Raw genomic sequence first — 20,356 nt, 5'->3', positions numbered from 1 at the left:
TGCAACTCTTGCAAGATCTCAGCTGAAAAACTTGAAAAATTCTGCCTGGTTTTCGAGATTAAACAAGAGTGCAAAAGCCAATTCTATAAAAATGAAACCACCGATTAACACTAGTTATTCATCTGTGTCCACCCCCCTCATTCCCCCCTCTTGAGGGGGGAAGACAGAGGAAAAACTTTTATTTATTGTCCATCTGTGGTTCTAAAATCTAAATACGGACTTTTGCAAAAATTTTATTATATGTTGCTAGGGTTATCCCTACATGACTTGGTTTTTAAGGTCTTAAGCATTCTTTTAAGTGAGCTTTTCCTAACGCACCTGATTGCTTGAGGGACATCTAGCCACTGGCGTTTTCTTTGATTTGCTTCTGGATAATCTTCCAAAACATTTTCGACAGGCAACAAAAACATTCTGACTTGGTAAATATTGCCCCGTTTACGATACTTATAGATGCCAATTTCCTCAGTCTCCACCTGACCGACAACTCCAGCTTCTTCCCACGCCTCTTTTGCTGCTGATTCGGGTGGACTCATTCCATTGGAGATACCCCCTTTCGGAACGACCCATTCTTGACGGTTACGGGTTGTAATCAGCAAAACTTCAATTTTTCCCTTTGTGACTCGATATGGAATTACCCCAGATTGCTTAAGTACTTTATTATCTTTTTGGCTCATGCAATTCTGATTCCTTTGATATCAATGTTGTTTTTCTTAAAAAAGTACCTTTTTGCGGATGTCCTTGGCTTTCTATCAAAAGAAGAGTTTAATGTTAAGTTTTTATGTAATCATCTATACTAAATTTAAGACTTTATACTTAGCTAATGTCACGAAACTGATTTCTCAAACGTAATATATGCTTAAGATAACTGCTAAAACTACCAATGCTCAGCAAATATCTACCTTAAGGTAGTTTTTCTTACCCTATCCTCTTAGCTATAATCTCTACGATATGATGCTAGCAAGGATAATAAATGCAGAATGTTATGAGTCAAAAGCAAAAATCTTTTTGCTTCTGCACATTAGCCTTGGGCAAAAAGTATCGCCTGCTTGCTCAACAGTTAGCTAAGGATTTAGAAGAAAATTCGCCAGGCACTTCCATCGTAATTTACACAGATGAACCAGAAGATTTTAAAAGTTACGGTAATACTTTAGCCTATAAACATCAACAACAAGGCATTCTTCTTTGCTATCATGATAAACGTTTTGTTCTAGCCAAAGCTTTATCAAATTTTGATGCTGCTATTTATATTGATGCAGATACTAGAATATCATCTAAAGTTTCGGATAATGTAGACTGGCAACCTGGAATTACGGCAGGTCATTGCGAGAATTTAATTGAACATATCAGCAAATATAGCCCTGAGAGATTAGAAGCTTTCAAGAAGGTAGCATCAAAGTTAAATTTACCTTTAGAAAATACTCAATATATCGGAGAATCTTTATTTGTTATTGCTCGAGATGAGGGAAGAGAAAGCAAATTTTTCGAGCAATGGGGGATGATTGGCAGGTATTTGGAATTGAAAGGCATTCACTCTGGCGAAGGCAATGCTATGGGATTAGCTGCTGCTCAGGTAGGATGGACTGTTAAACAAGAAGGTTGGCAAGCAATTAAACAAGCTGTTAAGCATATAGGGGCTTCTATGACCTACACGCAGCAAACATCTTGGGATAAATGGAAAATGAGGCTTGGTTATCACTACCGACTCAATTTAGCTAGGCTAATGGCATTGAAAGATTATGACTTTTTCTATAAATAGATACAAAATTAATGACCATCTTTATTTCTTTCTTTATCACTGAGAGTTGATTTATAAAGTAAATTTTAAGTAGGGGAGGCAAAAAGCGGTGTGGATGTTCCTCCCGCTTTATTGCCGTTGCGTTACGGCTTTAGCAAGGGCGCACCATGTTACAGCAGAATTCAGAAGTCAGAACTCAGAAGTCAGAACTCAGAAGTCAGAAGTAAAAAGGGCTTAGAGTATGGCTTTTAGACCTCAGTATTGTACTTCAATTACTTGCAATGTACTGTATATGCTGGTGCGTTAGGCGCTCATGCCATGTTTTTCGTTACAAATTATATCGAAAGGGTGCGCCTAACACACCCTACAAAAATTTTATTTTTACTTTATAAATGACCTTTGACTATCGGTAGTAGAAATCAAAATTCTTTAATGCTTGAATTCTTAAATTCAAAATATTATAAGCAAAATTCATAGTTTTAGCGATTTTCTCTACAATTCGTTCAAACAAAGAGCGATTTGGGTGTTCCAGCATTTGCTGCTGCTCAAAATAGACCGACATTTCTTCCATGTTCGACTGTCCCTTTTGAATTTTAATGAATTCGGTTCTATCCTTAAAAAAGGTAATGCCCTCCATCGCACTCCATCTTACTGGCAAACCTGCCTTAGCAGCAGCCAAACCTATTGCATTTCCTTCTGCATCATACACTCCATTTAATTCATAATATAGTGCCATTTTTCCCCATTCCCTAAGAAACTCTATCTCCCTTCCAGAATCCTTTGTAACGGCAAACAAATACTCGTAAACAAATTTAACTTCTTCACTTTCTAGTTGTAAATTTAACTTTTTTGCAGCTTTATGAGTCACTTGAAACTCTTGATAAAGTTTGGAGTTAGCAGTTCCAGCAATAACTTTGGCATACTTTTTGGGTATACTCTCACACCCTCTTGCCGTTATTCCTGGTAATTGAAGCCATGTGATATTTTGTGGAACAACTGGTGCTAAAATTCTCATATCTGCATCCATAAAAATGCAGGAATGAAACATAAATAAAGATTTTTCTATAACAAATCTTTTATCATGATAAGATTTAACACCTTGTTGTCTATGTTTAAACGCAAGAACATTAGATTGCTTGCTAAAATCGTCGGGATGATCAGTTAAAACGACAAAAGAGGTGTGAGGTGAGTATTTCTCTATATCTTTTGCTAATAACAATGCAAGACCACGATATTTTTTACCCAATGCTAAGGTACAAAAGCAAAATTTTGGTTCTGCTTGAGTCATAATTTTTATTTAAAAAAAGTAAATGTTTTAAAAAATTATCTAATTATATTCTTTATTTGTATAGAATACACCTATCTAATTAGGTATTTTTGATTTTTAGTAATAAAATAATGATTATATAAAAATATTTTTAAATATAAATAGGGCAGGCACTGTCCACCCATAAATCAACTGGTTAGCAGCGCCCACCCTATATGTAGATAGTCATTCTACTAAGAATCTAAATCTAGAGCTTGTATTCCTTGGCGTTCTACGAAAGCCAGCATACTTCCCAACTGGAACCAAATGAGCAAGCAAGTCAGAATAGCGACTGGTACACCAACTGCATAGGCAAGTAAGGGCGGAAAGCCAAATATCTCAAAACCTGAACAGAGAAATAGACCAATACCAGCAGTTATTCCTAAAAATGGTACAGACAAATTTCTGCTTGCTATACGAGATCCAGAACTTTCTGCACCATCGTTTTGCCATTTCTGCACAATTGATTTAAGTGTTCCGGCTAACGCTGCACCCGAGGCTAATGCTGCAAACAATCCAACAACTAACAGAACATAAGGCGGTTGTTCAGGGTAATAGTACATGAAAACTCCAGATGGGTATTGGGTAAGGAATTATGAATTAGAAATTATGAAGATAAAGAAATTTTTTCATAATTCATGCCTGATAATTCATAATTATTTCAAGGCTCTCGGTAAAATAGCAGCGACTCCGTCTCTGGAAAAGTCTGTTAAAACTCCAATCGCTACGTTTAACAAGCGAGTTGGTTTTAAGTCATCTTTAACCAGATCCCACAAGCGTTGGACTTCTTCTGTATGAAGGCGATCGTCTTCAGTCAAAGCAAGCACCAACTGTCGCCGGAGAAATTTGCCTTCATCAGACAACAAATATTGCAATCCCAATTGAGCTGTGGGTAATACGTCAAAGTTACTATCAGTACGGGCGATCGCAATCAAATTCTCTAACCGATGCCACTGGAACTTACCATCTTTGAACAGCACATTGAGCAACCGTCGCCGTAGTGCTGGAGATTCTCCTGTTAGCAAGCGCCTTGCCACATAAGGATACGCCACTTCAACAAGCTTGAATTGGGGATTGAGGCTAAGAGCAATTCCTTCCTGCGTCACCACAGAACGAATAATCAAAGCAAACTGTGCGGGGATGCGGAAAGGATATTCATACATCAGTTCCGAGAAATGATCAGTAATCGTTTTGAGGTTAAAATCCCCGACGTTTTTGCCAATAGCATTATCCAGAACTGTTTCTAATGCTGGTATAATCGGGCGAATATCCGTATCTGGAGTCAGAAAACCTAGCTTGACAAAGTCTTGGGCTAATTCGTCGTATTCTTTATTAACTACGTGTACGAGTGCATCTACCAGAGTTTCTTTTGTGGTTTCATGCAACTGATCCATCATCCCAAAGTCTATGTAAGCCATACGACCGTCTGGCACAGCAAATAAATTGCCTGGATGGGGGTCAGCATGAAAGAAACCGTGTTCTAACAGCTGCTGCAATCCTGCGGTCACGCCAATTTGGATGATTCTCTCTGGATCTAAACCTGCTTCGCGGATACTGTTTGTTTGAGTGAGTTTGTAGCCGTTAATCCACTCTAGGGTTAAAACATGGGTATTGGTGTAACGCCAATATATACCTGGTACTTTCACCTGCAGATCGTCGCGGAAGTTATTAGCAAATTTTTCCGCGTTGCGGGCTTCGTTGATGTAATCTATTTCCTCAAATAACTTGGTGCCAAACTCGTCCACAATCATTGTCAGGTCATGACCTAAGTTTAAAGGCAACCAAGGACCTAACCAACCCGCCGCCCACCGCAAAAGATAAAGGTCAAGTGTGAGACTTGGGCGTAAGTTGGGGCGTTGTACCTTCACCGCTACTTCTTCGCCGCTGATCAAACGACCACGATAAACTTGACCTAAGCTAGCCGCAGCGACGGGAGATGGGGATAACTCGCTAAAAATTTCGTCAATTGAACGTTCTAGTTCGCTTTCGATAATTTTGTAGGCGAGTGCATTATCAAAAGGTGGTAACTGGTCTTGCAGCTTCACGAGTTCGTCTAAGTAATCTTTACGAACCAGATCTGGTCGCGTTGACAAGGCTTGACCAACTTTAATGAAGGTGGGACCGAGGCGGGTCAGCAACTGCCGCAATTGGATAGCTCGTTTGAACTTATTTTGCTCCTCTTGATTTTGCCATTCATCCCACTTGAGACTAAGAATAAATACCGCAAAAGACCAAATAATCTTGATTGCCCGCGCCCAAGCGAGCCAGGGACGGTAGCCGTAGTAACGGGCGATCGCCTTGGGGTCGTAGCGTCGATTCTCTTGTTGTGTAAGGGTCTTTTCATTCACTCCCTTATCTTCCTCTTATATTGAAAAAGGTTTTGCTTTTTTTGAGCCGAACAAGGGCATCCTTCAAGCTAAATAATTGCTTTGTAGCCATTTCCTGTGTTGTCCCTTGTCCGAACAGGCTAATCTTTACTTAACGTTACTTTTTATCTTTTATTTTATATTAGTACATAAAAGTATAAATACTTATTTTACCTTATAGAAAAAATGTTTATTTCAGTAAGATAATCATATAAATGTGCGCTTTTTATCTTAAATTCTGGCTATCAAAAGCTATAGAAAAACCTAACTTCAATTCTATTGACAGAAATAACCCTTTCTGTTAGAACAATAATAACGTTGAAAGGTAGTATACTTTTACACTCAGATAATCTTTACCTGGAGTGAGGTTGCCCCAAGGGTACGTAACAACAGAAAAAATAAAGCAAAAGTACCCAATCACTAAAATCTTGGCATTTCTATTCATCTTTTAAACAGGCAATGTGTCCGTTGCAAATAGAGAAAAGAAGTACACATCCATGAAACTTGTGGAGGTGGGATTGGTTTGTGTGGTTGCACTCTTTGTTGTAAACCACCTCAAACTAAAAGTTTTCTTTTTTGTGTAAATTTTTCTTTATAGGAATATAAAGAAAAATTTGCATTACGTTGTGTACGATGTTACGGACTCATTGACAGACATATTATTTGATGAGCCATGCCAAGAGGTAGCACTATTGCATTAAATCATTGAGGAATGGCTTTTTCATGAGCATTATTCAACCTCTGACAAGCCGTAAGTGGCTGCTTTACATAGTTGCATTTCTCACTAGTGTCATTGCCGCTCTAGTTATTGGCTGTTTTGCAACCCCTAGTTCCAGCCAAACCCCGACACGCGACAAATTTCTTTGGCCATTTGCATCCACATCACCTTGGAATATGCCAATTGGCTCAAAGGCACGTTACATTCCCGCAAACATTGGAAAAGCAGGCTACGCTGGGGCAGATAGGGAATATTTCTTCAAACTTAAGGATGGAGATCCGTTGCGTCCAGTTTATGCTCCTGGTGCTTGGGGTGAAGGACGCTGTACAGGTAAGAAATATTTGGATACCAAGCTACCAATTCCAGACGATCTCATCGTTCCAGACGCCACGAGCAAACCATATAGCACGCCTAACAACGCATCAGCCTTTCTGATGCCTAATGGAAGAACCCTAGTGCAGCTTGAACCTCTTGCTCGCTGTCAAAAGGCAGGTTCTATCTATGGTTGGCGTTTTCCAGATGTTGATATTTACGGCGATGGGATAGGGGGAGCACATTTTGGTTCTGGTCTTTCTTCGATTGGTGGTTCTATTCGCAAAGGTGAACTCACCAGCAACCAACCAATTCGTCACGCCTTAAAAGTTGTCATTTGGGGGAACAAATACCTCTACTACTCTGGGTCTAATCGTGGGTACCGCTGGCCCGCAGATCGGGCAGATGGCAATGCAGCCAAGCAATACCACGGTAAAAACCCCTCTTTAGTACAGGGGTCACTGCTGGCAATTCCCCCGAATGTAACCGAAAAAAATCTCAACTTGCAAACACCTGCTGGGAAAAAATTGTTTCGTGCGTTGCAAGATTATGGTGCTTACGTTGTTGATGACGCAGGCTGGGATGCTCACTACTTTGCAGTCGAAAAAGGAGTCACAGAAGAGTTTCGCAAATCTTTCGGCTACGATTTTGAGGGTTCAAGTGGTCCATTTTATGAAGACTTTATGAAGCTGTTTCAAGCATTTTCCATTGTTGATAACAACGGACCAAAGAGCATTGGTGGTGGTGGAACTCTCCGTGTCGCTCTTGCTCCGCCTATTGGCAACTAATGAGCGAGTGGACAAATCCATAAGGGGTGGCTGATGCCGTTTGATTAGAACCGGAAAAATCCGCGTTCCCTTATTACTGATTAACTGTTGATGCTCCCACGGCTACCACATTAGAGCGAACCTAAAATATGGTAGCTGTGGGATTCTTGGCTCATCGAGTCCAACCAATCATTTTCCTGAGAAATCAAACTTGTCTTTGAGTCCACCGAAAATATAACGACTTTTAGTGCTATGAAGAGTTTGAAAAAGGTCTAAAACAGATCGATTGCTCATAGTATAATGTTTTGCCTGAAGTTTAAAGCGATACTTCCAAAGATTTAGCTAGTTTAACCACGTCAAAACTTTATAATTCTATAAATCTATCTTTACTAAACTACAAATGTTTACAAGTTTGCACTACCTTGTGTACGATCTTACGGATTCATTGGCAGCGACATTATCTATCAGGCATGCCAAGAGCTAGCAGTACCACGGTAAATAATTGAGGAGGTAAATAGTTGAGGAGTGGCTTTTTCATGACCATTATTCAACCTTTGACAAGCCGTAAGCGCCTGTCTTATACAGTTGCATTTGTAGCTGGTGTCATTGCCGCTCTACTTATTGGTTGTCTGGCAACCCCTAGCCTAAGCGAAACCCCGACACGCGACAAATTTCTTTGGCCATTTGCATCCACATCGCCTTGGAATATGCCAATTGGCTCGGATGCTCATTACATAAGCGCAAACATAGGAAAAGCGCACTATGCTGGGGCAGATAACGAATACTTCTTTAAACTTAAGGATACAGATCCGTGGCGTCCAGTTTATGCTCCTGGTGCTTGGGGTGAAGGACGCTGTACAGGCACGAAACCTATGGACATCTGGCTGCCAGTTCCAGACGACATGATCATTCCAGACGCTACGAAGTATCCATATCACACCCCTAACAACGCATCAGCCTTTCTGATGCCTGATGGAAAAACCCTAATACAGCTTGAACCTCTTGCTCGCTGTCAAAATGCAGGCTCCATCTATGGTTGGCGTTTTCCAAATGTTGATATTTACAGCGATGGGATAGGGGGAGCACATTTTGGTTCTGGTCTTTCTTCGATTGGTGGTTCTATTCGCAAAGGTGAACTCACCAGCAATGAACCAATTCGTCACGCCTTAAAAGTTGTCATTTGGGGGGAAAAATACCTTCACTATTCTCACTCTAGTCCTAATCCTGGGTATCGCTGGCCTGCAGACCGGGCAGATGGCAATGCAGCCAACCAATACCACGGTAACAACCCCTCTCTTGTACAGGGGACACTACTGGCAATTCCCCCGAACGTAACCGAACAAAGCCTCAACTTGCAAACACCTGCTGCGAAAAAGTTGTTTCATGCCTTGCAAGATTATGGTGCTTACGTTGTTGACGACGCAGGCTGGGATGCTCACTACTTTGCAGTCGAGAAAGGAGTGACACAAGAGTTTCGCAACTCCTTCGGCTACGATTTTGAGGGTTCAAGTGGTCTGTTTTATGAAGACTTTATGAAGCTGTTTCAAGCATTTTCCATTGTTGATAACAATGGACCAAAAAGCGTCGGTGGTGGTGGAACTCCCCGTGTCGCTCTTGCTCCGCCTATTGGAAATTAATTAGCGAAAAAGACAAATCAATCAGGAGTGGGTTATGCTCACTCTAAAAATGCTACAACCAACAGGAATTTACCTATTGACACTCCCCTGCCGTCCATGCAAGGGGATTCTTAAGACATCACTACCTTAATATCCTGATTACTCAGGTTCCCAGGCTCAGTACGTTTGCCCTTCGGGTTCGCAGTCGCCTGGCTGTCGCGAAACCCTCCTGCAGCGCTGTCTCACCGCAAGGGCGTACTGATGTCTCATAGCCGTTGTTTCGGGCGTTTAAGTTCCGAGGAGTCCCCCCGTACTATAGAGAATGCTCTATCCCTGATGGTTTTTGCAGCACCAATGTCGGCATTTGTCATGTAACCACATTGAGTACAAATGAACTTCTCACCGTCACGATTTGACTCGTCGATGTGTCCACAATTACGGCATTTTTGGCTTGTGTGTTTTGGATTAATTTTAATTACAATTTTTCCTTGCTTTACAGCCAGATACTCAATCTTTAAAATTAATTCAGCCCAACTTGCATGACTAAATAGAACGGTTTAAGCCACCCAAGTGCGTCTTTGCTACTGACAAGGCGATGATCTACAGGAGCTGCCCTCCATGGCGATTGCGATTCGCTTCTGTGGCAAAGCCAATCGCGCTTTTCTCCCGCGCTCGCGATGCTCCCGTTCGGCGCAGCCGTGCCGTAGGCATAGGGAGCCTTTGCAAGGCGCGATCGCGCCTTGGCGGGGCTACGCCCATCGCCCTTTGTTCTACTCTGTATTCAGCACCGATAAAGGCAAACTAGACTCATTATGAGTTACATTAATCTCTAAGAAAGCGCCAGCCTCGTTATAAATTATTAATATCCCTGAACAACTGACTTACTCAGGCTTGGTTTCAAAAACAAAGGTTTAAAGATGTTGAATTCATCAGAAACACCTATTATTGCCACAATTGTGCTGGCCGCTTTCGGAATTTTAGGTTGGGGCTTTTATCGCGCTAGACCTTATGGCAAACTGGGAATTTTAGCCTGGTTACAGTCGGTGGTATTGATGGGTCCTTGGTTGTTATTTTTTGGCTTGTTTGCTGCAGGGGTTTACATCAATATAGTAGGCATATTGTTCTTGTTGGTGGCATCCACTGTTGTGTACATCTTTTTAGGAAGACAGTTGCGAGCCGCCGGACAGGATGCGATACTTAGGCAACGAGCAACTCAAAGGCTTGAGGCTGATGCCTCACTACAAGCCAGTCCCACAGATAATTCCACCGCTCCGGAAGGATCTGCACAATTAAAACTTGAAGTTCCGCCGATACCTGAAGAAGACTTAAATATCATTAAAGGTATTTTCGGCATTGATACATTTTTTACCACAGAAACCATTGCTTACCAAGAAGGAGCCATCTTTAAAGGAAATTTGCGAGGAGAGCCAGAAGCGGTTCATAACCGTCTCACTGCGAGTTTGCGAGAACGAGTAGGTGATAAATACCGTCTTTTTTTAGTGGAAAACACAGATGGTAGACCCGTGGTGATTGTTCTTCCTAGCCGCAATGACCCTCGTCCGATGACCTTACCACAGAAAGCCTTTGCTGTTATCCTGCTGGTGGGAACAATCGTCACGAGCTTGGAGACTGGGGGCTTACTCCTGAATTTTGATTTCTTTACCAATCCAGAACGCTTCCAAGAAGCTTTACCCATTGCTGCTGGTGTCTTAGTGGTTTTGGCAGCTCACGAAATCGGTCATTGGTTACTCGCCCAGCGTCACCAAATCCGCCTCAGCTTGCCTTACTTTCTCCCCGCTGTGCAAATCGGTTCCTTTGGTGCTATCACCCGCTTTGAATCTTTGCTACCTAATCGTAAAGTACTCTTTGATATTGCCTTAGCAGGACCTGCGGCTGGAGGAATTGTATCTTTATTAATGTTGGTGGCTGGATTACTGCTTTCTCATCAAGGTAGTCTATTTCAATTGCCAAATCAGTTTTTCTCTGGTTCAATTCTTGTAGGAACTTTGGCACGAGTTATCCTCGGTTCTGCAATACAATCACCTTTGGTAGATGTACATCCACTTGTGGTGATTGGTTGGTTGGGCTTGATCATTACTGCTTTAAATTTGATGCCAGCAGGTCAACTAGATGGTGGTCGCATTGTCCAAGCGATTTACGGACGCAAAACTGCAGGACGAACAACACTAGCCACACTCATTGTGCTGGGGTTAGTGTCTCTGGGTAATTCTTTTGCTATGTACTGGGCAATTGTGATTCTGTTTTTACAACGAGATTTAGAACGTCCCAGCTTAAATGAAATCAGTGAACCTGATGATGCACGCGCTGCTTTGGGTCTTTTGGCTTTGTTCTTGATGGTTGCTACTCTCCTTCCACTCACTCCCGGTTTAGCTAGGCGTTTGGGGATTGGCGGGTGATGCATAGGGTGGGCTGCAAGGCTCACCCTATAAAATTAAGGTTTCCAACCAGCGAGTAGATTCGGATAAGCAGCTGGTGCGGGGAAAATTTTCTGGAAACCAGATTGACGTTGCTGTGATGTTTCGCCAGTCATGTTCCACAGAGTTTCGTAAAAAAAGAAGGAGACTCCAGCAAACTTACGTTCTCGCACTTTTTGTACTTGTGTCTGTATTTGTTGCATAGGTACATATTTGCCTTTTAAGCCAGACATAATGCCTATGCTCACTGGAATATGACTTTGTGCTGCTTTCACTTCTGGGTTCTCTAGTTCTTTAACGAAGACATCTGGATCATCACGGTATAGTTGTATAATCAGTTCTTCAACAAGTCCCAACCGTTCCCACTGTTCCCAGTCTGCTAAAAAGGATTCGTAGGAAAAGCGCTGGGGATTAGGCGATACAGAGACAAGACAATTTTTTTTAGTCGCTTTGATGGCTTGGAAGACCCGCTTCATGTAGTCAGTTATTTTATTAGCTCTCCAGCGTACCCATTCTGGATCTTGAGGATTTGTTGCAGGAGCTTGACCACGGTGTTCTTTTTTGTACAATGCAACTGTGTAGGCGTCATATCCCAATTCGGCAGGCAAGCCAAAATGGTCGTCAAATTGAATGCCGTCGATGTCGTAGTTTCGGACGATTTCGACAATTAAATCTTGGATAAATTGTTGAACTTCAGGGTGAAAGGGATTGAGCCAAACTCGGTCGTGTGTGCCTTCTTTCCAGATTTTGCTACCGTCGCGGCGACTGGTTAGCCATTGCGGACGATTTTTGGCTAGTTGTGAGTCAGCTGGTGCCATAAAGCCAAACTCGAACCAGGGAATGACTGTTAAGCCTTTTTGATGTCCGACTGTGGCAATTTCTTTGAGTATATCTCGCCCTTGCAGTTTCGGGGCTGGGTCGAGCGATCGCCCGATCACTCTTTGTGCTACTTTGCTGGGGTACAGTGTCCAACCCCAATTCCATACTGTGGGATAGACAGTGTTAAAGTTAAGATTTTTCAGGCTTTGCAAAGAGCCTTGGAGACGATTGCGATCGAACAGCACATCGCTATCTATATTAGTTAGCCACACACCCCGTAACTCAGACATCTGCGGACGGTAAGGAGTATTTTTTTGAGCATATAAGGGAAACGACAGCAACACCGCAGCTACCATGCTTAGGGCTACCACAAGTGCAAAAAATCCCTGTTTTTTGATTGCTTGAGCTTCCCGAACTGGAAATATATTATACCATTTGAACAATCTTTTCATCATCTACTTGTTAGAAAAGTTAAATTTTGTATGAGAAAACGATCAGTAATGACTTAGGTCAGTGGGCAAAAGTTGCTCTTACGCCTGCGTATAGCATTCCCACTGAGGTCAAGCATGATTCATGATTGTTTATCTTTTTTTAAGATTCCTGGTTTTTGCGGTGAAGTTTCTCCTATTTATTGATTTATACTACTACTGTTAAATGCCGTCACTGTAAATATCTTGATAAAAGGCGGGCAAAAGGCTGACTCCACAACAAATGTATTTAAGTAAAAAAAATGACTACAAAACAACTCGCTAAGTAAGAATTGCTGCATAAATCCTTTACGGCTGGGTGAAGCAAAACGCTTGCGAAGTCATACGTGGAGACACAAAGAGTTCCCTTTTATGAATCAATACAGTTCAGTTAGTGGTGTTCGGTTACGGAAGATCCCCCAACCCCCGATGCATTAGGGGGCTTAATTCCCTCCTTTTTAAGGAGGGTTAGGAAGGTTTAACTTTTATCACCAACCGTATTGCTTTATGAATCCGCTTGATTTCTTCGTGGCTCCTTCTGGGTTCCTAGCTGCGGAATTCTGAGTTCTTTTCCATCCAAATCACCCACTCAGGTGATTCTCCTGGGCGAAGTATTTTCACCCAGCATAAATTTAGTATAGAGAAGAAGGAACAATAGACAATCATAGTAGCGTCTATCTTCACATCTGCCTCGTCAAACAGGCGCTTTAATTATCCCAAGTCCTTCTTATTATATGGGATGAGAAAACCATTTGTTCTTTTCATAGTTGCTAGTTATTAGTTTGTGTCCGTTTGCTCATACTAATATCTATTAACTCATGTACAAACGTTTAATATCATGTCCGGCTAATTAGTTATGATTCCCACGTTAATTGCACCCCACCCCTTAATCCCCTCCCCGCAAGCGGGTAGGGGAAGTGAAGCGCAGCTTTACTGTGGTGGGGTTCTTAGGGTAATAATAAGTATTTAACCGGACTTGATATAAGTTACTATTTTCGCTATAGCTAAAATTATTATATTGCTATGAAAAACACTCTAAAAAATTATTGTACTACGAAACAAGCGCGAATATTCACAGCGTTAGTTTTATCTGGAATGTTATCTATTGGTAGCAGTTTATCAGCGATAAAAAGCGCAACGGCTGCTCCAGCAAACTACTTTGCCCAAACAGGTAACGAAGTCCTAAAAGAAAACATTAAAACAAACAGCTTACCGAGCCGAGTTGCTTCTGCGGTACTGCGAGATTTATCTGACAGAGAGCAAATTTCCGACAGAAAAGTGGAAATCATTGATTACACTCAACGGACTTGGCGTGACGGATGCATGAATTTGCCAAAACCTGACGAATTTTGTACACAAGCATTAGTTCCTGGTTGGCGCGTTGTCCTTTCAAATGGTAGTCAAACATGGATTTATCACACTGATAATAACGGGCGTTCTGTACGTTTGGCAAATCCTTATATTCTGACAAGAAATCTGCCACAAAACTTTCCAAACTATATAGAGGATGCTGTTCTAGAAAATGCATCTGGGCGTTTGAATTTACCAACTTCTCGGCTAAATATTATTCAAGCTCAAGAACGGACTTGGGGGAATGGTTGTTTGAACTTACCAAGACCAGATGAAAGCTGTACCCAGGCTTTGGAAAAAGGTTGGCGGGTCGTTGTCAAAGCACCTGACCAAACCTTGGTTTATCACACCAATACAACTGGTTCCAAAATTAGGTTGAATAAAAAGGAAAGCGAAGTTAGTGAAGCCAGATTACCTGCAAAAGTCAGAGATGCGGTATTGCGTCGAGCAAGTGAAGAGTCGGGTTTACCTCAAAGGTCGCTGAGTATTGTTGAGTCTAAACCAACACAATCGACATATGGCTCGCTTTGGCAAGTTACAGTAGCTGCTGGGCTAAATCGTTGGGTGTTTGTCACTGATGACAAAGGTTCCCGAATTCAGCTTTCAAGCCAGTATGGTGAAACGCCTAATGCTAACTTACCCAGAGATATCGCTGAGAGAGTTTTGGTACGAGCCTCTAAGCGTTCACAAGTGCCAATTTCGCAATTACGGATAGCTGAGGTGGAACGGCGACAATGGCCCGATAGCTGTTTGGGTATAGCAGATCCGGTGGCTTTATGCGCCGCAGTTGTTGTACCAGGTTGGGAGGTGACTGTGAGCGATCGCCAACAACGCTTGGTTTATCGCGTTAGCGAATCAGGTACTGTTATTTTAGATGAAAAAGCTAGCTCAATTGCTGATAACAACACACCGCTCAAGCCAATTTCCATTCCTAGAAGTGAGTTACCACTACCTTTGGATAGCGGCATGATTTTTCGGCAAATCTCCAGTGGTGGCTTTGCTGGTAGAACCTACGAAACTGTTTTGCTCGACGACGGGCGTCTGATTCGTGTTCGGATTGGTGATAGCAATGATTCTGAACGTAGCGTTCGCCGCATTCCCTTAGAACAAGTCCAAAGGTTTCAGCGATTGCTAGAACAGCAAAGCGATGAATTCAACAATGTGAGTTATCCAGCACCAAGAGGCGCTGCTGATTACATCACCTACACCCTCACCAGCCGCGATGGTACGGTTAAATACAACGATGTTTCTCAAAAGAGCTTACCCGAGGATTTAGGTGTCATAGTCAACACTTGGAAGCGGATAAGCACAACCTATCAGTAGGTGTAATGTCGGGGCGCAAGGTAGCCCATACGTGTCAACTTAACGTTCAAACGTTTATTCCAGGTTGATTTACCCCACCCCTTAATCCCCTCCCCGCCTGCGGGGAGGGGCGGTTTTGGCATTAGCCAAAGCCGGGGTGGGGTGAAGCAGCTTCGGGGACAAGTATCAAGGCATGATGTTAGTTTATTCCAGGTTGATTTACCCCACCCCTTAATCCCCTCCCCAAGGCATCGGGGAGGGGCGGTTTTGGCGTTAGCCAAAGCCGGGGTGGGGTGAAGCAGCTTCGGGGACAAGTATCAAGGCATGATGTTACGTAATTACAAAGCTTTCAGCTTAAGTTGACACACATGGGCTACCTTGCGCCCCGATATTCTACACCCTGTCAAAACTACGGTTTATTCGTCGGAATAAGTTGCATTTGATTCTAGGATATAATATCATATGTTTCGTAGTCGATAATACTTGCAATCGATGAGCAATCAGACTGGACACGTACACCACACTTGGGTACAAACTCTTCATCCTGTAAACTCAGATTTGAGAGTGCAACAAGTACAAGAGAAAGAGCCGATGTTTTACTATTTTGCTTACGGCTCGTGTATGTGTCCTGTTGATTTGAAGCGCTCCCTTGGTGAAAATACGCACGCCTATGTCATCGGTCATGCGACACTCAAAGGTTATCGACTGGGATTTTATCGTCTTTCACCTAGTCGCAAATGTGGCGTTTTGGATGTGGTGAAAGACCCCAAAGCGAGTGTGAATGGTGTACTCTATCAGCTACCTTGGCGATTAAGCGAACACTTAGATAAACGAGAAGAAGTTCCGCATGGTGGTTACCGCCATGAATTTGTAGATATCCACTGCAAAGAACAAGTATATAAAAATGTGCGTACTTACGTGGTAGTAAACAAACTCTTAGAGGAAGCCGCCCCCAACGACTGGTACTTTAATGTTGTCCTGCGGGGCGCTGTCACTTGCGGATTGCCAGAGGAATATTGCTGGAGTTTGTTTAACCATATGTACAAATTGCAACAGCGCCATCAGGCACAACATTGGGTGCGATCGGCTTAGGAACGAGTTGAACTGGGGATTAGGGATTGGGAAGAGTATTGCCCAGTACCCAGTCCCCAGAGCAATTAAAGAATAATGTCCAATTGGAAGTAAGCGACATTTGGAGTGTTTTCCTGTTTCTTTGTGATATTTTATGGGGGATGTAGGGAATCGCTCAAACCCTTATTCTGTCGTTGTATCCCGCAAATGCCTGTCCTGGTAAGGATTTGAAGTGTCCGTGATGTTGATTTATTGAGAATTTTTATGAATTATTTGCTCTTAAATTTGACACCCACAAATTGGGGGGTGTAAAATGCTCTTGCCACAAGGCTTGTAGAAGCCAAGGGTTTGACTCTTGTTAAAGAGAAAAGGTGCTGAAACCAATGCTAATATTTGGTCAGCGTTTAACCGATTTCTTGTTTGACTCTTGTTAAAGAGAAAAGGTGCTGAAACGCACCGGAAAGAGTAATAAGAAGAGCGCCAACAGGTTTGACTCTTGTTAAAGAGAAAAGGTGCTGAAACAAGTGTGTCATCGCGAAATGTATTATCGATGACAAGTTTGACTCTTGTTAAAGAGAAAAGGTGCTGAAACAAAGCAGATGCTTGAGAAGCGGAAGAAGCTAAAGTAGTTTGACTCTTGTTAAAGAGAAAAGGTGCTGAAACAGTGATGGAATTCTTCTCTCTTGCTCATCTTTCTCTCGTTTGACTCTTGTTAAAGAGAAAAGGTGCTGAAACTAACTATTTCTCTAAACTCTTCGGTGAGTTGAATTAAAGTTTGACTCTTGTTAAAGAGAAAAGGTGCTGAATTCTGTCGCTTTTTTCAGCACCGAATTTTTATTAATCTTTGGTTATTTTTAATCACAAAAGCTATCAATTAAAACGCTATGTTTGAAGCTATTTACTCCAATATTTAAACCTTTTGAGTTAATCGGGAAAAATCATGTTGCCGTTACCAGAAACATTACCTAAGTGGTACACAGTTGAAGACACTCAAGAAAGAGGATGGACACCTGAAACTAAAGATATTATTGAAGGCAGTGGCAAGCCAGAGGTTATTAAGGCTTGGAAGAATGACCTGAATCTACAAAACTCGAAAAACTTCACTGTTCGGCTTGATAGATTGCAAATTATTAGTCCCATTCAGGTGGGAGGTGGCAGTGTTTTTGAAGGCGGTATACTACCTGCTCAAATCGGTGGTGTTCCCTGCATTCCTGGTTCAAGCATTAGAGGTGCTTTACTAAAGTGGATAAAAGCGAAATGGGAAGGTTTACTAAGCAATGAAAGGGATTTTTGGCAAAGTTTAATTACTGAGGATTTGAGTGGTTGGCGACCTCGCCAGATTCGTTTTGAAAGTATTTTTTTTCAAGACTCCCTCAAACCCTTTCCCTTACACGCTCAACAAAATTGGCAAGTTTTTAATGAAAAAAGTAAGCATTTAAGCATACAATGGCAGTTAGTACCCGAACATCCACCTAGACCTAATTCAAATAAATTCTCGCTGCAAGTTTTACTCAAAAATAATCACACAACTGCACAAAGCCAACAAAAACAATGGCTGGAAACTCGACTAAAAGAAATGCTGCAACATCAAGGGATAGGACGTGGCACAGCATCGGGTTTTGGTCGATTAGCGGCATCAATTCCATCAGGAAATTGGCAAATTAGACTAACAGGGATGAAACCTTGTGTGCAACAGCAAGATAACAAAAAAAATCAATGGGGGAAATATCGCTGGAGTCCACAAGTGTTGCGTGCTAACTTACGTGGCTATTTCACTCGTTTGGCTCTTTCTGTGTTAGGAAAGGAAAATGCGCTGGAGCTAACTAAGAAAATTTTTGGTGGACTGAATTCTCCCGCTAAGTTGATTTTGACTAGTTACTTGTTGCCGTTTCAGAGAGCACTAGTTGGACAGGATTTGCGTGATAAATACACTAATATTCCGGCTCAAGATGCTCACTCTACTTGGCTAATTAATGTCGATTGTCATAGCAATTTTCAAGCGTTAATTGGTGCATTGCTAAACTTAGCCAGCAGGTTGGGTGGACTTGGTGCTGGTTGGCGTAGACCTCCCCATGAGTTAGAACGTTTTCGGGGATTCCGGGGTAGTGAATTTACTGTTACACCAGCAAATTTAGAGGAACCTTTAAATCAGTTAATCAATCGCTTGCAAGAGATGATTCGGAATTTAGCCCAGGAATATGGCATATCTGTTTTGTCTAATCCTGTTAAAATTTCTGGTAGCATTATTAGTATCTGGCAAGGAAAAACAAACTTGTGGGAGAAATTGGTGCATGGTGTTTGCAGGAGTGCAGATAACCCAAAGAATCCCAATCCAAATCGACCTTGTTGGTGTGGTAATTCTGAAGACCGTCCATCTGGCTATGCAGTACGACAACATGAAGATTTTTGTTTAGTTACTGTATTTGATCCACAGGTGGAAGCGACATTGAACCGTTTGGGGTTTCAACCGATCTGGTGTTGATCATTGCTTTGCCAATGTTGCGCGGATCAGGAGAAATGGCTGAAATGACGAAACTTCGTTGTCATCCGCGACGTAGACCAGATAAGCGTTTCAGATAATTAGACCTGTGCAGTTCTGGCAGATTGTAGTGACAATTATGGGGTTCCGCGCAAATGGCGGCTGGACACTAGGTAGGATAAGGGTTTGAATCAGGGTAGTTGCGACCTCTTTTGAAGAGGAAAAGGTGCTGAAACTTGTAGTCTTAAAAGCGGCATTCCGAACAGTTGCTGATTGAAGTTGCGACCTCTGTTTAAGAGGAAAAGGTGCTGAAACTACAGTTCGTGTGTCATGATTAAGTTAACGTTATTTGTTGCGACCTCTGTTTAAGAGGAAAAGGTGCTGAAACCTACCTAATGCGTACTGTCGATTCTCAGTACATCGTTGCGACCTCTGTTTAAGAGGAAAAGGTGCTGAAACATTGTACGGCACTAGTAATGGATTTGGGTAAAACGGTTGCGACCTCTGTTTAAGAGGAAAAGGTGCTGAAACGATATCCGTCTGTTGCCGCCGAATTTCCAAAAAATAAGTTGCGACCTCTGTTTAAGAGGAAAAGGTGCTGAAACAACTTCGGTTGCGATCGCCCTACAACTTTACAAAGAAGTTGCGACCTCTGTTTAAGAGGAAAAGGTGCTGAAACAAAAATCTTTTGTTGAAAACTGCCAGGATAAATCGTTGCGACCTCTGTTTAAGAGGAAAAGGTGCTGAAACAGATAAAGCGTAATCGAGCGATCGCGGCTGCTTGTTGCGACCTCTGTTTAAAAGGAAAAGGTGCTGAAGAATTGCAGCACCAAAAATCAAGTCATACCAAAATAAAAAGAAGCGAAGTCTTTTACCCGCTTCGCTTCTCTAAATTCAATACGGTTCAGTTAAGGATTGTGGTAACAATTCCACACGTGTAGAGACGTTGCATCCGAGAGTTCTACATTACCATCCTGATAACAGTTTTGGTCTTATCTGAACTGTATTGTCTTTAAATTACTAATTGCCAACCTAAAATTACAGCGCATTTCGCATGATTAAGGTACACAAGGGCGGGCAAGATGCCCACCCCACAAGATTTGTAATCTTAAGTGTGTACTTCATTTACTTGCAAAGTACTGTATCAATACCTTAACATCAAAACTCCCAGCCATCTAAACCGAATCATTACTATCTTGAACATCTTTTAATCGCATCGTCCAAAACTGGATGGTATCAGCGATTTCAATCAATAAATCCGTTAATAATACCTGTTGATTAAAATTTAAATTCCTAAATCTATCCTGAAAATCAGCCGTTGTCATCTCCGGCTCAATTTTTAAATCATTACCTACAATCTTACACAAAACCACCCGTGCAACTCCCCAAGCAAAATAACGCCGTTGTTCGTCTGAACCCGCTTCTGCATCGGGTATTATTCCATCTTTTAAAACAGGGGAACGCGACATTGCCCAGAAGCGTTCCATTCCCCAAATTGACACATAATCAGCAATACCACTTGCTGCACCTTGCCAATCTTTTAATTTTTCAACTCCTGTTTTCAACAGTTGAAAAACTTCTCTATCTAATTCATAAGAGCTTACGGGCATAAT

At 42.0% G+C, this 20,356-nt stretch carries 15 protein-coding genes and 2 CRISPR repeat arrays; of the genes, 7 read left to right on the top strand and 8 right to left on the bottom strand.

Annotation, left to right across the window (positions count from 1 at the left end; all coding sequences use genetic code 11):
• Positions 1-236: 236 nt before the first annotated feature.
• Positions 237-674, bottom strand: coding sequence for an NUDIX hydrolase (locus ACM0OZ_RS08820; protein WP_414582414.1), 438 nt, complete (start codon positions 672-674; stop codon positions 237-239).
• A gap of 308 nt (positions 675-982) precedes the next feature.
• Between ACM0OZ_RS08820 and ACM0OZ_RS08815 the strand changes: the two genes are divergently transcribed.
• Positions 983-1,756 (top strand): hypothetical protein, encoded by a 774-nt coding sequence (locus ACM0OZ_RS08815; protein ID WP_414582413.1) that lies wholly within the window; start codon positions 983-985, stop codon positions 1,754-1,756.
• 382 nt (positions 1,757-2,138) lie between these two features.
• On the opposite strand, the gene ACM0OZ_RS08810 is transcribed toward ACM0OZ_RS08815, so the two are convergent.
• The 3 genes from ACM0OZ_RS08810 to ACM0OZ_RS08800 form a co-directional block, all read right to left on the bottom strand.
• Positions 2,139-3,023 (bottom strand): hypothetical protein, encoded by an 885-nt coding sequence (locus tag ACM0OZ_RS08810; protein ID WP_414582412.1) that lies wholly within the window; start codon positions 3,021-3,023, stop codon positions 2,139-2,141.
• A 212-nt stretch (positions 3,024-3,235) separates the two neighbouring features.
• A complete protein-coding gene (locus ACM0OZ_RS08805; RefSeq protein ID WP_414582411.1) occupies positions 3,236-3,604 on the bottom strand; it encodes a hypothetical protein in 369 nt (122 codons plus the stop codon).
• Between the two features lie 93 nt (positions 3,605-3,697).
• On the bottom strand, positions 3,698-5,389 hold the full coding sequence (locus ACM0OZ_RS08800; protein WP_414582410.1) for an ABC1 kinase family protein: 1,692 nt from the start codon (positions 5,387-5,389) through the stop codon (positions 3,698-3,700).
• Positions 5,390-6,130: 741 nt separating this feature from the next.
• On the opposite strand from ACM0OZ_RS08800, the gene ACM0OZ_RS08795 reads away from it, so the two are divergent.
• A complete protein-coding gene (locus ACM0OZ_RS08795) occupies positions 6,131-7,225 on the top strand; it encodes a hypothetical protein (protein WP_414582409.1) in 1,095 nt (364 codons plus the stop codon).
• A gap of 515 nt (positions 7,226-7,740) precedes the next feature.
• Entirely contained in the window at positions 7,741-8,841 is a 1,101-nt protein-coding gene (locus tag ACM0OZ_RS08790) for a hypothetical protein (RefSeq protein WP_414582408.1), read from the top strand.
• Positions 8,842-9,086: 245 nt separating this feature from the next.
• Here the strand turns inward: ACM0OZ_RS08790 and ACM0OZ_RS08785 are convergent, their stop codons facing one another.
• Positions 9,087-9,341: a zinc ribbon domain-containing protein gene (locus ACM0OZ_RS08785; protein ID WP_414582445.1), complete on the bottom strand. Its 255-nt coding sequence runs from the start codon at positions 9,339-9,341 to the stop codon at positions 9,087-9,089.
• A gap of 79 nt (positions 9,342-9,420) precedes the next feature.
• Positions 9,421-9,579 (bottom strand): hypothetical protein, encoded by a 159-nt coding sequence (locus ACM0OZ_RS08780; RefSeq protein WP_414582407.1) that lies wholly within the window; start codon positions 9,577-9,579, stop codon positions 9,421-9,423.
• 158 nt (positions 9,580-9,737) lie between these two features.
• Here ACM0OZ_RS08780 and ACM0OZ_RS08775 point away from each other — a divergent pair, with 158 nt between their 5' ends.
• Positions 9,738-11,237 carry a site-2 protease family protein gene (locus ACM0OZ_RS08775; protein ID WP_414582406.1) on the top strand — a complete coding sequence of 500 codons (1,500 nt, stop codon included), beginning with the start codon at positions 9,738-9,740 and terminating at the stop codon, positions 11,235-11,237.
• A gap of 35 nt (positions 11,238-11,272) precedes the next feature.
• On the opposite strand, the gene ACM0OZ_RS08770 is transcribed toward ACM0OZ_RS08775, so the two are convergent.
• Positions 11,273-12,526 (bottom strand): glycoside hydrolase family 10 protein, encoded by a 1,254-nt coding sequence (locus ACM0OZ_RS08770; RefSeq protein ID WP_414582444.1) that lies wholly within the window; start codon positions 12,524-12,526, stop codon positions 11,273-11,275.
• Positions 12,527-13,564: 1,038 nt separating this feature from the next.
• Between ACM0OZ_RS08770 and ACM0OZ_RS08765 the strand changes: the two genes are divergently transcribed.
• The 3 genes from ACM0OZ_RS08765 (at position 13,565) to ACM0OZ_RS08755 (ending at position 18,746) form a co-directional block, all read left to right on the top strand.
• Complete coding sequence (locus tag ACM0OZ_RS08765) at positions 13,565-15,214, top strand: hypothetical protein (protein ID WP_414582405.1); 1,650 nt, start codon at positions 13,565-13,567, stop codon at positions 15,212-15,214.
• A gap of 471 nt (positions 15,215-15,685) precedes the next feature.
• Positions 15,686-16,285, top strand: a complete 600-nt coding sequence (locus ACM0OZ_RS08760) for a gamma-glutamylcyclotransferase (protein WP_414582404.1) — start codon at positions 15,686-15,688, stop codon at positions 16,283-16,285.
• A gap of 325 nt (positions 16,286-16,610) precedes the next feature.
• Positions 16,611-17,072: direct repeats of the CRISPR family, unit length 35 nt; unit sequence GTTTGACTCTTGTTAAAGAGAAAAGGTGCTGAAAC.
• Positions 17,073-17,204: 132 nt separating this feature from the next.
• Entirely contained in the window at positions 17,205-18,746 is a 1,542-nt protein-coding gene (locus ACM0OZ_RS08755; RefSeq protein ID WP_414582403.1) for an RAMP superfamily CRISPR-associated protein, read from the top strand.
• Positions 18,747-18,942: 196 nt separating this feature from the next.
• A CRISPR array of direct repeats spans positions 18,943-19,563; the repeat unit is 37 nt; unit sequence GTTGCGACCTCTGTTTAAGAGGAAAAGGTGCTGAAAC.
• A gap of 355 nt (positions 19,564-19,918) precedes the next feature.
• Here ACM0OZ_RS08755 and ACM0OZ_RS08750 read toward each other — a convergent pair.
• The gene (locus ACM0OZ_RS08750; RefSeq protein ID WP_414582402.1) at positions 19,919-20,353 is read right to left on the bottom strand and encodes a hypothetical protein; all 435 of its coding nucleotides are present in this window, start codon (positions 20,351-20,353) and stop codon (positions 19,919-19,921) included.
• Positions 20,354-20,356: the final 3 nt, after the last annotated feature.

The organism is Scytonema sp. PCC 10023, assembly GCF_963920835.1.
Classification (GTDB): domain Bacteria; phylum Cyanobacteriota; class Cyanobacteriia; order Cyanobacteriales; family Nostocaceae; genus Kalymmatonema.
The sequence above is the reverse complement of the archived record's forward strand: the minus strand, read 5'-3'. Positions and strand labels throughout refer to the sequence as shown.

Coding starts and splice junctions, on each gene's coding strand:
- ACM0OZ_RS08820 (WP_414582414.1), bottom strand. CDS start 674: ATGAGCCAAAAAGATAATAAAGTACTTAAGCAATCTGGGGTAATTCCA.
- ACM0OZ_RS08815 (WP_414582413.1), top strand. CDS start 983: ATGAGTCAAAAGCAAAAATCTTTTTGCTTCTGCACATTAGCCTTGGGC.
- ACM0OZ_RS08810 (WP_414582412.1), bottom strand. CDS start 3,023: ATGACTCAAGCAGAACCAAAATTTTGCTTTTGTACCTTAGCATTGGGT.
- ACM0OZ_RS08805 (WP_414582411.1), bottom strand. CDS start 3,604: ATGTACTATTACCCTGAACAACCGCCTTATGTTCTGTTAGTTGTTGGA.
- ACM0OZ_RS08795 (WP_414582409.1), top strand. CDS start 6,131: ATGAGCATTATTCAACCTCTGACAAGCCGTAAGTGGCTGCTTTACATA.
- ACM0OZ_RS08790 (WP_414582408.1), top strand. CDS start 7,741: ATGACCATTATTCAACCTTTGACAAGCCGTAAGCGCCTGTCTTATACA.
- ACM0OZ_RS08780 (WP_414582407.1), bottom strand. CDS start 9,579: ATGGGCGTAGCCCCGCCAAGGCGCGATCGCGCCTTGCAAAGGCTCCCT.
- ACM0OZ_RS08775 (WP_414582406.1), top strand. CDS start 9,738: ATGTTGAATTCATCAGAAACACCTATTATTGCCACAATTGTGCTGGCC.
- ACM0OZ_RS08770 (WP_414582444.1), bottom strand. CDS start 12,526: ATGAAAAGATTGTTCAAATGGTATAATATATTTCCAGTTCGGGAAGCT.
- ACM0OZ_RS08765 (WP_414582405.1), top strand. CDS start 13,565: ATGAAAAACACTCTAAAAAATTATTGTACTACGAAACAAGCGCGAATA.
- ACM0OZ_RS08760 (WP_414582404.1), top strand. CDS start 15,686: ATGAGCAATCAGACTGGACACGTACACCACACTTGGGTACAAACTCTT.
- ACM0OZ_RS08755 (WP_414582403.1), top strand. CDS start 17,205: ATGTTGCCGTTACCAGAAACATTACCTAAGTGGTACACAGTTGAAGAC.
- ACM0OZ_RS08750 (WP_414582402.1), bottom strand. CDS start 20,353: ATGCCCGTAAGCTCTTATGAATTAGATAGAGAAGTTTTTCAACTGTTG.